The sequence below is a fragment of the Actinacidiphila acididurans genome, assembly GCF_016918855.1.
Classification (GTDB): Bacteria; Actinomycetota; Actinomycetes; order Streptomycetales; family Streptomycetaceae; genus Actinacidiphila; species Actinacidiphila acididurans.
In genome coordinates this window covers 300,770-313,107 of the sequence record NZ_JADKYB010000003.1, presented here as the reverse complement: position 1 = coordinate 313,107, position 12,338 = coordinate 300,770, and the positions used below count along the sequence as shown (strand labels likewise).

Sequence of the window (12,338 nt, the reverse complement as noted above, 5' to 3'; positions counted from 1 at the left end):
GCAGGTGCGCGGTCGGCGCGGTCATTCCGTGAAAGGGGCGGGGTCGGCGACCGCGGACGGCCTGCGGGCGGGCTCCGGGCGCGCGGTGTCCTCGTCCTCGCCCGCCCGCCGGGCCGGTGCGGCGCCCCGCAGCAGCAGTGCCACGGCCAGGGCGGCCAGCAGTGCGACACCCGCGCCCGTGGAGAAGGCCAGGTGCAGGCCGTCCACGAACGCGCTCCGGGCCGACTGCGCGGCGGCGCTGCCGCCGACCGCCTCCGCGCCGGCCAGCGAGGCCCGAGCAGCGCCCTCGGCCTTCGGCGGCAGCCCGGGCGGCAGGTGCAGGTGGTCGTGGTAGCCCGCGCTCAGTACGCTGCCCAGGATCGCGATGCCCAGCGCCCCGCCCAGTTCGCGGGACAGGTCGTTCATCGCCGAACCCACGTTCTGCAGTGCCTTCGGCAGGGCGTCGGTGATCTCGGTGGTGGCCGGGGTCATCGCCAGGCCCATGCCGGCGCCCAGCGGCAGCAGTCCGGCGACGACCAGTCCGTACGAACTGTCAGCGGCGAGCCGGGAGAGCACCGCCATGCCGGCGGCGACGAGCACCAGTCCGGCCACCCACGGCCGGCGCACTCCGACGCGCCCAACCAGCCTGGGCGTCAGCCGGGTCGCCGGCACCAGCGCTGCGGCCAACGGCAGCACACCCACCGCGGCCGTCAACGGGCTGTCGCCGCGGACGAGTTGCAGATACTGCATGGCCACGAAGATGAAACCGAAGAAGACCAGGAACTGGAGCGTCACCGACACCGAGCCGGCCGCGAACCGGCGGTTGCGGAACAGCCGCGGGTCCAGCAGCGGGTGCTCCCGGCGCAGTTCCCAGAGCGTGAAGCCGGCCAGCACCAGCAGCCCGAGCGCGATCCCGCCGAGGGTGAGCGGGTCGGTCCAGCCGCGGGTCGGGGCCTCGATCACCGAGTGGACCAGCGCCAGGAGGCCGACCACGGCGATCACCGCGCCCACCACGTCCAGCCGCGGCCGGTCGCGTTCGGCCGACTCCGGCACGAACATCAGGGTGCCGACAGCGGCGACGCCGCCCAGCACCACGTTGAGCAGGAACGCCGAGCGCCACGACCACTCCTGGAGCAGCAGCCCGGTGCACAGCACCCCGACGACCGCGCCGGCGGCGGCGACCGCCGTCCACACGCTCACCGCCCGGGTGCGCTGTTCGCGCGGAAAGGTGCTGGTGATGGTGGAGAGGGTCGCCGGCATCACCATCGCCGCTCCGACGCCCAGCAGGCCGCGCAGGCCGATGAGTTGGTCCGGGTTCCTGGTCAGGACGGCGAGCACGGAACCGGCCGCGAAGACGACGAGACCGATGAGGAGCAGCCGCCGCCGGCCGAACCGGTCGCCGAGTGCCCCCGCGGGCAGCAGCAGAGAGGCGAAGGCCAGGCTGTAGGCGTCCACCACCCAGGCCAGCTGCGTCTGCCCGGCATGGGTGTCGCGGGCCAGGTCCGGCAGCGCGACGTTCAGCGAGGCCATCGCCGAGACGACCGCGCCGAGCGCGAGGCAGGTGATGAACAGGACCGGGCCGTGGCGTACGGGCCGGCCGCCGCTCGTCGGCGGCGTGGTCGAGGATCCCTCGACCCGGGTGCGCGCGTGGGTGCGCATGGACGCCCTCCTCCGTCAGGATGTCCGTTGCTGACGCGACCACCGTGGCGCGGCCCGGCCCGCGTTTTCCACGCTGTTGAATTACCGGGCGACGGCTCCCGCGATGGTGCGGGGAGCCTTTCTGCTGGTCAGCCGGGCACGCGTCGCCTGCGGCCGGGGGGCCGGCCGGCGCGGATCGGTCCGGGCGATGAATTCGCGCACGCCTTCGACGCCCACCGCGAGGGCCGGCGCGCGCCGTCAGCCCCGGCCGCGCGTTCCTGCGTCGGAGTTCGCGGAAGCGGGCGCGGGCCCGGCCGGGCGCCGTCGTACCGGGTCCTGGAGCGCGGCACGGACCGCGGGCCCGTACAGGCGCGCGACCTCCTCGGCCGGCATGGACGCGATCGGCTCCATGCGCAGCAGGTAGCGGGTGACGATGATGCCGGCCATCTGGGTGCAGAACGCCATCGCCCGCATCCGGGCGTGCGGCCCCCCGATCCGGTCGGCGACGCGGTCGATCAGCTCCCGCTCCAGCACCTCCCTGACCAGGGCGGCGGAGTCGTCGTCCGCGGCGACCCTGCGCAGCATCCCCAGCAGCGCGGGGCCGGACTCGGCGGAGTCCCAGGAGACGAGCATCGTGCGCAGGGCCCGGGGGCCGAAGGTGGCGGGATCGCCCTGGAGCGCTTCCGCGATCGCCTCGGCGGGGTTGGTCACCAGCGCCATCGCGGCGCCGAACAGCCCTCGTTTGGAGCCGAAGTAGTAGCTGATGAGGGCGGGGTCCACGCCCGCTTCCCGCGCGATGGACCGCAGCGTCACGGCGTCGTATCCGCGCGCCAGGAACCGTGTCCGGGCCACGCCGAGGATGGCTTCACGTGCCCCGGTGTCCTTCCCGGGCCGCCCCGGCCGCCGGCTGTGCCCGTCCCGCGCCATGGGGTCGATGCTACGGCGGGGCCAGTCGCCGTACCGCCCCGCGGCGACGGGCCCGGCCGCGCGTCGTGACGCGCGGCCGGGCCGCATGCGGGACTCTTGGGACGGGTCAGAAGCCCGAGTTCCCCGGGCCCCTGTTGACGGTGTAGCCGCCGGGGTTGTTCAGGGCAGCGGAGCCGGTGCCGCTCACGGTGGTGTTGCTGACCGTCATGGCGCCGGTGACGTTGTTGATGTCGAAGCCGTAGGTGCCGGCCCCGTCGATGGTGTCGTGGTCGAGGGTCAGGTTGCTGATGGTGTGGCCGAAGCTGAGCAGGACGGCCTGGTAGGAGCTGTCCTTGATGGTGTTGCCGGTGACGTTCACCGGCTGGGTGATGTCGCCCTTGGCGTCGGCGAAGATCCACAGGGCGCCGATGTCGGAGTTCCAGTTGCCGTTGTGGGAGCCGGTGCGCAGCAGGAGGTTGTCGCGGACGGTGGTGGGGCCGGAGAAGTTCTGGCCGAAGGCGGTGCTGACGGTGATGCCGGAGCCGAAGGCGACCGTGTCGCTGACCGCGTTGTCCTCCACCACGTTGTTGCCGCCACCGTAGACGCCGATGCCGTTGGCCTGGATCGGGCTCTGCACGGTGTTGTGCGAGACGGTGCAGGCGGTGACGTCGCCGCCCTCGGTGTCCAGGGCGATGTTGTCGTCGCCGGTGTTGCGGACGTCGGACTGCTCGACGCGGGAGCCGGTCGATCCGCCGTGCAGGTGGACGCCGTCGGCGAAGATGTCGCGGACCCGCAGGCCCGCCGCGTCGAGGCCGGTGGCGGGCACCGCCCACAGGCCGACCTTGGCGTGCTCCAGCCACACGTCAAGGACGAGCGAGCCCGAGGCGAAGGCGCCCTCGATGGTGGGCGCCCCTTGGTCGTTGTTGCGGAAGGTGTGGTCGCCGAAGATCGACAGGTCGGCGATCTGGTTGCGTCCGCCGGTCGCGTAGAGGCCGCCGTCGCCGTTCTCCGCGGTGGACTGGACGGTGGTGTACCAGGGGCCGGCGCCGCGCAGCGAGACGTCGCTCAGATTCACGCGGCCGGAGATGCCGTAGGTGCCGGCGGGCAGCCACAAACCCTGGCCGGTGCCGGAGAGCCGGCTGAGCGCGCTGTTCAGTGCCGAGGTCACGTCGCCGCCGGGAGTCACGCCGTAGTCCGCCGCCGAGACGTATCCCGCGGGCATGGCGTAGGCAGCATCGACCAGTTCGGTGTCGACCGTGTCGATCGTGTACGTGCCGCCGGCCGTGCTGTCCTTCTGCAGTTTCAGGACGGTCCCCGCCGGCCAGGTACCGGAGTTCCTGTAGCGCACGTCGTCGTAGAAGTGGTGGCCGGAGCCGCCTGCGGGGCTGTTGGTGTCGTGGTAGCCGTCGCCGTACAGCCAGGAGTACTTGTTGGTCAGCGTCAGGTCGGTGACCTTGGAGCCGCCGGCGTAGAGGGTGAGCGGGGCGGTGATGGCCGATCCGTCGGAGGTGTCCGGGATCGAGTAGCGCACGACCACGGAGTCGGCCGGCTTGGTGAGGGTGATCTGGACGTACTTCCCGGTGCCGGTGAGCTGTACGGCGCTGCGGCCGGTGGCCTCGGATGCGAGCGAGGGGTACGCGCGGCCGGCCGGCAGCACGGTGCCGTTGGTGGTGGCGTCGGCGGCCCGGTACTCGGTGTACGGCAGGGTCGCGCCCCGGGTGGCGAGCGCGGTGCCGCCGTCGATCGTCACGCCGTCGACCGCCACGTCGCCGGTGTCGCCGGAGTCGTGCTGGAGCCCGATCAGGTTCAGCCCGGAGCGCAGGGTGACCGATGCGCTGACGGACCGCCAGCCGCTGCCGGCGGGCAGGCTCAGCCGGGAGTCCTTGATGCCGTTGAGGTAGAGCGAGAGGGTCTGCGCCGAGCCGGTGGAGTTCGCGTAGCCGACCGATACGGTGTAGGCGCCGGCCGAGGGCACGGCGGTGTCGATCTGGGTCTGGGCGCCCTGGGCGGTGAAGCCGGTCAGGTAACCGCTGCCGGAGTAGCCGGAGATCGAGGTGGCGACCGAGGGGCCGCCGGTGAAGAAGGCGGTGGCCGCGTCGTAGGTCTGGCCGTTGCCGGGCGGCGGGGTGGTGGGCGGGGTGGTCGTGGTGCTGCCGACGGTGATGTTGTCGAGGTTGACGTTGCCGTTGTCGGTGCTGTCGAAGCGGTAGGCGACGGTGTTGGCGCCGGCCTTGAGCGTCAGGTTCTCGGTGACGGTGCCCCAGGTGTTCCAGTCGGCGGTGGCCGGCAGTGAAGTGGTCACGGCCTTCGTGCCGTTGACGTAGACGGACAGAGTGCGGGTGGTCGTCGTGCCGTTGGCGTAGCGCAGGGTGACCGGCGTGCTTCCGGCGCTCGCGGCGGTGACGGAGAAGGTGGTCGCGGCACTGCCCTTGTTGCCGTCGGTGTAACCGCCGACGAACCCCGCGCCGGTGAAGCCGGTGTGGTCGGCGGCGACGGCCGCGCCGCCGGACAGGGCCGCGGACTCCGCCTCGTACTGGCCGCCGGGCGGGGCCGGGGCGGCGGTGAGGGTGATGTCGTCGAGATTGACGTTGCCGCTGTCGGTGCTGTCGAAGCGGTAGGCGATGGTGTCGCCGCCCGCGGTCAGCGTGACAGGGGTGGCGAAGGTGTTCCAGGTGTTCCAGTCGGCGGTGGCGGGCAGCGAGATCTGGGTCAGCCTGGCGCCGTTGACGTAGACCGAGAGGGTCTGCGGGGCGGTGGTGCCGTTGGCGTAGCGCAGCGTGGAGACGTAGCCGCCGGCGCTTGCCGCGGTGACGGAGAAGGTGGTCGCGGCACTGCCCTTGTTGCCGTCGGTGTAACCGCCGACGAAGCCCGCGCCGGAGTAGCCGGTGTGGTCGGTCGCGACCGCGGCGCCGCCTGACAAGGCGGCCGACTCGGCCTCGTAGACGGCGCCGGCGGGGGATGCCGAGGCACGCAGGGCGGTCCAGCCGACGAGGGCGGCCAGCAGGGCGAGCAGCGCGACGACCGCGGCGGGCGCTGTTCTGGGGACAGACGCCGGTCCGGGGACAGACGCCGGTCCGGGGGCAGGCGCTGATCCGGGCACGGGCGCTGATGTGGGCAGACGGGTGCCCCGGGGGGATTCGGGCATGGACGGGCTCCGCAGCAGGTGGGGGGGTGCTTGAGTGAGCGGCACCGTAGCCCCGGGTCACCTCCGGTGCAATGCGCGGACGCCGACCCGTGGAATTCCCGCGGCACCGCGCGGAATCCGCCTGCCGTCCACGACAAATGGCCTGACCTGCACGGACGTTCGCGCATCGCGGGCGGGCGCGGCAGCCGGCGGTGAATGCGGCGAAGCTTTTCGGTCGGTTTCTTGCTCGGATTCCGCGGGGCTCCCGCTCCTACGGCCTGTCGCCGTCGGCCGGTGCCGGTGTCGGAGCCGGTGCGGTGGAGTGTCGGACGACGAGTTCGGGTTCGTGGAGGAGTTCGGTGGGGGTGGGGTTGGTGCCGTTGATCTGGTTGGTGAGGAGGGTGACGGCGGCGCGGGACATGGCTTCGATGGGTTGGCGCAGGGTGGTCAGGGGTGGGTCGGTGTAGTTCATGAAGGCGGAGTCGTCGTAGCCGACGACGGACAGGTGGTGGGGGACGGTGAGTCCTTGTCGGCGGGCGGCGCGGATGGCGCCCAGGGCCAGGACGTCGCTGCCGCAGATGAGGGCGGTGATGCCGGTGGTGATGAGGTCGGTGGCGACGGCTTGTCCGCCTTCGAAGGAGAAGATGGCGTGGCCGATGGGGTGTGCGGTGCGGCCGGTGGGTGCACGGTCGGCCAGGGCGGTGAAGGCTGCGGCTTTGCGGCGGGAGGGGGTGTGGTCGGCGGGACCCACCATCAGTCCGATGCGGGTGTGGCCGAGCGAGGTCAGGTGGGCGTAGGCCTGCTGGACCGCGGCCACATCATCCGTCGACACCTGAGGAAAACCGCCGTGGTCGACCGCGGCGTTCAGCAGCACCACCGGCACACCGCGCTCCTTCAGGGCCGCGCTCTCGTCCAGGGTGAGCCCGCCGCAGAAGATGACGCCGCAGACCTGCTGGTCCAGCAGCATCGTCACGTACTCCGCCTCGGTCAGCCCGCCCGCCGACCTGGTGCACAGCACAGGAGTGAAGCCGAGCTGCACCAGCGCGCCGCCCGCGACCTCCGCCAGCGCCGGGAAGATCGGATTCTGCAGCTCGGGCAGCACCAGACCCACCAACCGCGCCCGCACACCCCGCAATTGAGTCGGCCGCTCATAACCCAGCACATCAAGCGCCGTCAGCACCGCCTGCCGCGTACTGTCCGACACCCCCGGCTTACCGTTCAGCACCCGGCTCACCGTCGCCTCGCTGACCCCCACTTTCTGGGCCACCTGCACGAGCTTGCGCACCATGTGCGCACTATAGCCGTGCTCGGCTGTCGATTTTCTGCGTTGTACATGCGCGACTTACGCGCTGCCACAACACATCAGTCTGGTTTTTGCGTAAATGTGTTTCTGTATTGCGGGCTTGGTGCGGGCGACGTAGCTTGTGCGTCACTTCGGGGAGCGGCCGCCCCTTCCACCACCCTCATGACCAGGGACGATTCATGACCGGTTTCCCGGCGGGCAGCAGAGCCCGCACGGCCTTCGCCGTCGCCATGGCGGCAGGGCTCGCCCTCGCAGTGAGCGGTTGCGGCAGCTCCTCCGGCTCGTCGGCCGCCGCCGACGGCACCGTCACCATCACGGTCAACGACATGCCCGCCAAGACCGACCCGGTGAACCGGAAGATCTTCCTGGCGGACGTATCGGCCTTCGAGAAGCTGCACCCCAAGATCAAGGTGGTGCCGCACGAGGGCCAGATGGACCCGCAGACCTTCGCCACCAAGCTGGCCGGCGGCCAGCTGGAGAACGCCTTCTACGTCTACTACACCGACCCCGCGGGCCTGATCGCCCGGCACCAGGCGGCCGACATCACCCCGTACCTGTCGCAGTTCCCGGCCGTGAACCAGGTCAAGCCGCAACTGCGCAAGGTCTTCCAGGACGCGAACGGCCACACCTACGGCCTGCCCGAGGGCAATTACTCGATGGGCCTGGTCTACAACCGCGTACTGTTCCAGCAGGCCGGGCTCGACCCGGACCGGCCGCCGACGACCTGGGACGAGGTCCGCGCGGACGCCAAGCGGATCGCCGCCCTCGGCCACGGCGTCGTCGGCTACGGCGACTACAGCAAGTCCAACACCGGCGGCTGGCACTTCACCGCCGAGATGTACTCGCGCGGCGGCGACGTCGCCAAGCAGCAGTCCGACGGCACCTGGAAGGCCGACTTCGACAACACCACCGGCCAGGCGGTGCTCCGGCAACTGCACGACATGCGCTGGAGCGACGGCTCCATGGGGCAGCGGCAGTTGCTGGAGTGGGCGGACCTGCTGCAGATGATGGGCGCGGGCAAGCTCGGCATGTACCTCGCGACCGCGGACAACATCCCCACCATCGCCTCGCAGTACAAGGGCGACCCCAAGGACTACGGCCTCGGCCCGATCCCCGGCGGACGGGGCACACTGGCCGGCGGCGGCGGGTTCATGTTCAACCCCAAGGACACCCCCGCCCAGATCAAGGCCGCCCTGGCCTGGGTGACCTTCAAGTACGAGAACCCCGGCCGCATCGACCTGGGCGCCCAGCGCGCGGCCCGGGCCGGGCAGCCGGTCGGCCTGCCCGAGCCCAACATCTGGACCGGCGCCGCCGCGGCGGCCAAGGCCGCCGCCGACAAGAAGTACGCCAACCAGCCGGTGGCCAACTACGCGCCGTTCGAGCAGTCGCTGCCCGGCATCCCGCTGGTGCTCGAACCGCCGAAGGCCCAGCAGATCTACGCGGTGCTGGACACCGCCATGGCGAAGGTCCTCACGCAGAAGGACGCCGACATCGACGGCCTGCTGTCGGACGCGGCCAAGCAGGTCGACTCCCTGCTCGCGGCGCAGTAGCCGCCCACCCGGAAGTCCACCCTGCACCGTCCGCGGGCCGGCCGAGCCCTGACCGGCGCGGCCCGCGGGCGCCGACGAAGGAGTTCCCATGGCCACATCCCTGGCCCCCCGCCGCCCCGGCTCCCCCGCGGCCCCAGCCCGCCGCCGCCCCGGGACGCACTCCGCGCGGCGCGCCCGGCTGCGCCGCCGGATCGCCGACAACGCCCTGGCGTACGCCTTCATGGCCGCCGGCATCGTCTGCTTCGCGGTGTTCTCGTGGTACCCGCTGGTCCGGGGCATCGTGCTGAGCTTCCAGCAGGACAACCTGATCACCGCGCCGAGGTGGGTGGGTCTGGCCAACTACCGCCGCCTGTTCGACGACCCGCTGTTCTGGACCGCGTGGAAGAACACCGCGGAGTTCACCGGCCTCGCCCTGCTGCTCGGCTACGCGGTGCCGTTCGTCATCGCGGTGCTCCTCAACGAACTGCGGCACTTCAAGGCGTATTTCCGCATCGCGGTGTACCTGCCGGTGATGCTGCCGCCGATCGTCGTCGTCATGCTCTGGCAGTTCTTCTACGACCCGGGCGGCGGCCTGTTCAACACCGTGCTGCGTGGCGCGCACCTGCCGACCTCGCAGTGGGTCCAGTCGCCGCACGCCGCGATGATCTCGCTGGTGCTGGTGTCGACCTGGGCGAACATGGGCGGCGCGACACTGATGTACCTGGCCGCGCTCCAGGCCATCCCCGGCGAGCTGTTCGAGGCCGCGGAGCTGGACGGCGCCGGCATATGGGCCCGGCTGCGGTACGTCACGCTGCCGCAGATGCGGTTCATCATGCTGGTCCTGCTGCTGCTCCAGATCATCTCCACGATGCAGGTCTTCATCGAGCCGTTCCAGCTCACCGGCTTCACCGACCCGTCGACGATCACCGTGATGACGCTGATCTACCGCTACGCCTTCGCGGTCGACAACGACTTCGGGCTGGCCGCGTCGATGAGCGTGCTGCTGTTCGCCGTGCTCGGCGTGTTCGCCGCGCTCTACCTGCGGCTGACCCGCGAATCGGACTGACCGCACCAGCGACGACCAGGGACCCCGACCATGACCGCACCCTCCCCCGCCGCACCGGCGAACCGCAGCCTGATCTCCGACCAGGAGCTGGCCGGACCCCGCTACCGCGCCGTCTACTTCACGGTGCTGACCGTCACCACCGTGCTGTTCGCCGCGGCCTTCCTCTTCCCCCTGTACTGGATGGCGAGTTCGGCGCTGGAGACGCCGCGCCAGTTCGCCGCGCAGACCCCGACGCTGCTGCCGAAGTCCGTCCACCTGACCGCGTACCAGGACGCGTGGAGCCAGATGGACATCGCGCACTTCTTCCTCAACACCGTCTGGTACGCCGCCGGCGGCTGGCTGATCCAGATCTCGGTGGACGTGTGCGCGGCCTACGCGCTGTCGAAGCTGCGGCCGGCCTTCGGCAAGGCGATCTTCGCCGGGATGCTCGCCAGCCTGATGCTGCCCTCCGCGGCGCTGCTGGTGCCCGCCTACCTGACCGTATCCGATCTGCCGCTGCTCCATCTGAATCTGCTCAACACGCCCTGGGCGCTGTGGCTGCCGGGCGCTGCCAATGCCTTCAACATCTATGTGCTGCGGCGGTTCTTCGACCGGATCCCCGGCGAACTCCTCGACGCCGCGAGCGTGGACGGGGCCTCCCGGCTGCAGACACTGCTGCGTGTGGTGCTCCCGCTGTCCCGTCCGGTGCTCGCGGTGATCTCCGTCTTCGCGGTCGTCGGGATGTGGAAGGACTTCCTGTGGCCGCTGCTGGTGCTCCAGGACCCCGACAAGCAGACGCTGTCGGTGGCGCTGCACCGGCTGTCCACGTCCACCACGCAGGTGCCGCCGACCGAGATGATCGCGGGCCTGGCCATCGCGGCGGTGCCGATGATCGTGCTGTTCCTGTTCTTCCAGCGGCACATCCTCGGCGGGCTCTCCGCGGGGGCACTCAAGGGCTGACCCGGCGCCGGCCTGTCGCACCCCGCCGACTCACCCGGTGTCGCGCCCAGCGCCGCCGCGCCGCTCCGCCCTGCCCTCCGACCTGCAGAAAGAGGGCGGCCGTTTCATCCCCTTCTTCCGTTGTGCCCGCTCTCTCTTCACGCAAGGAGCCCGCCCCCGTGGCCGATCAGCACGCCGCAGCCGAACCCGCCGAGCACGCCCAGTGGTGGCGTGACGCCGTCATCTACCAGGTCTACCCCCGCTCCTTCGCCGACGGCGACGGCGACGGAATCGGCGACCTGACCGGCGTCCGCGACCGCCTGCCCTATCTGGCCGATCTCGGCGTCGACGCCCTGTGGTTCAGCCCCTGGTACGCCTCCCCACAGGCCGACGCCGGATACGACGTCGCCGACTACCGCCGTATCGACCCCGCCTTCGGCACCCTGGAGCAGGCCGAGGCGCTCATCGCCGAGGCCCACGCCCTGGGCCTGCAGATCGTGGTCGACGTGGTACCGAACCACGTCTCCGACCGGCACGCCTGGTTCCGGGAGGCACTGGCCGCGGGTCCCGGCGCCGAGGCGCGCGACCTGTTCTGGTTCCGGCCCGGCCGGGGCGCGTACGGCGAACTGCCGCCGAACGACTGGCAGTCGGTGTTCGGCGGGTCGGCCTGGGCCCGTACCGCCAACCCCGACGGCACGCCCGGCGAGTGGTACCTGCACCTGTTCGCGCCCGAGCAGCCCGATCTGAACTGGAACAACCCCAAGGTCCGCGAGGAGCACGAGAGCGTGCTGCGCTTCTGGTTCGACCGCGGCGCCGACGGGGTGCGGATCGACTCCGCGACGATGCCCGCCAAGGACCCCGCGCTCCCGGACTTCGACCACACCGCGCCGCCGGCCCCGCACCCGTACATCGACCGCGACGACGTGCACGACATCTACCGCGCCTGGCGCGCCCTCGCAGACGGCTACGAACGGCCCCGCGCCCTGATCGGTGAGGTGTGGCTCGGCGACCCGGAACGGTTCGCCGCCTATCTGCGGCCCGACGAGATGCACAGCGCCTTCAACTTCGACTACCTCAACTGCCCCTGGGACGCGGCCGCGCTGCGCCGGGTCATCGACGCGACACTGGCCGCGCACGCCTCGGTCGGCGCCCCCGCCACCTGGGTGCTGTCCAACCACGACGTCACCCGGCACGTCACCCGCTACGGCCGCGCCGACACGTCCTTCGGGCTGTCGCTGCGCCAGCACAAGGCGCCGACCGACCTGGAGCTGGGCACCCGCAGGGCGCGGGCCGCGCTGCTGCTCGACCTGGCGCTGCCCGGCGGCTGCTACCTCTACCAGGGCGAGGAGCTGGGCCTGTGGGAGGTCGAGGACATTCCGGACGAGCTGCGCCAGGACCCGATCTTCCACCGCACCGGCGGCACCGACATCGGCCGCGACGGCTGCCGGGTGCCGCTGCCCTGGTCCGGGGACCGCCCGCCGTTCGGCTTCAGCCCCGAGGGCGCGACCGCGCCACCGTGGCTGCCGCAGCCGCAGCAGTGGGCCGCCTACACCGCGCAGGCGCAGGAGGGCAGGGCGGAGTCGATGCTCACCTTCTACCGGACCGCGCTGCGGCTGCGCCGGGCCGAACGGGGCCTGCGCGGCCCGGACTTCCGCTGGCTCCCCGGAATCCCTGCGGGCGTCCTGGGCTTCGCCCGCGGTGACGGCTTCTCCTGCCTGGCGAACCTCTCCGGAGCGGCCACGCCACTGCCCGAGGACGCGGATGTCGTCCTCGCCAGCGACCCCGGCCTCGACCGGGCCGCGCGTGAGCTGCCCTCCGACACGACCGTATGGCTGCGGCAACGCTGACCACGGAGAAAAGCTCGACGAGAAACAA

At 71.5% G+C, this 12,338-nt stretch carries 8 protein-coding genes; 4 read left to right on the top strand and 4 right to left on the bottom strand.

The window, feature by feature from the left end:
- Positions 1–21: 21 nt before the first annotated feature.
- The 4 genes from ITX44_RS06810 to ITX44_RS06795 form a co-directional block, all read right to left on the bottom strand.
- Positions 22–1,638, bottom strand: a complete 1,617-nt coding sequence (locus ITX44_RS06810) for an MFS transporter (RefSeq protein ID WP_205356114.1) — start codon at positions 1,636–1,638, stop codon at positions 22–24.
- Positions 1,639–1,875: 237 nt separating this feature from the next.
- Positions 1,876–2,544, bottom strand: a complete 669-nt coding sequence (locus ITX44_RS06805) for a TetR/AcrR family transcriptional regulator (protein WP_205356113.1) — start codon at positions 2,542–2,544, stop codon at positions 1,876–1,878.
- Between the two features lie 106 nt (positions 2,545–2,650).
- Positions 2,651–5,623 carry a CBM35 domain-containing protein gene (locus tag ITX44_RS06800; RefSeq protein ID WP_307795130.1) on the bottom strand — a complete coding sequence of 991 codons (2,973 nt, stop codon included), beginning with the start codon at positions 5,621–5,623 and terminating at the stop codon, positions 2,651–2,653.
- A 295-nt stretch (positions 5,624–5,918) separates the two neighbouring features.
- Positions 5,919–6,935: a LacI family DNA-binding transcriptional regulator gene (locus ITX44_RS06795; RefSeq protein WP_205356111.1), complete on the bottom strand. Its 1,017-nt coding sequence runs from the start codon at positions 6,933–6,935 to the stop codon at positions 5,919–5,921.
- A gap of 194 nt (positions 6,936–7,129) precedes the next feature.
- Here ITX44_RS06795 and ITX44_RS06790 point away from each other — a divergent pair, with 194 nt between their 5' ends.
- From ITX44_RS06790 to ITX44_RS06775, 4 genes are all read left to right on the top strand, one after another.
- Complete coding sequence (locus ITX44_RS06790; protein WP_205356110.1) at positions 7,130–8,500, top strand: ABC transporter substrate-binding protein; 1,371 nt, start codon at positions 7,130–7,132, stop codon at positions 8,498–8,500.
- A gap of 88 nt (positions 8,501–8,588) precedes the next feature.
- Positions 8,589–9,545 (top strand): carbohydrate ABC transporter permease, encoded by a 957-nt coding sequence (locus ITX44_RS06785; protein ID WP_205356109.1) that lies wholly within the window; start codon positions 8,589–8,591, stop codon positions 9,543–9,545.
- 30 nt (positions 9,546–9,575) lie between these two features.
- The gene (locus tag ITX44_RS06780) at positions 9,576–10,484 is read left to right on the top strand and encodes a carbohydrate ABC transporter permease (protein WP_205356108.1); all 909 of its coding nucleotides are present in this window, start codon (positions 9,576–9,578) and stop codon (positions 10,482–10,484) included.
- 158 nt (positions 10,485–10,642) lie between these two features.
- A complete protein-coding gene (locus ITX44_RS06775; protein WP_205356107.1) occupies positions 10,643–12,310 on the top strand; it encodes a glycoside hydrolase family 13 protein in 1,668 nt (555 codons plus the stop codon).
- The last annotated feature ends 28 nt before the right edge of the window (positions 12,311–12,338 follow it).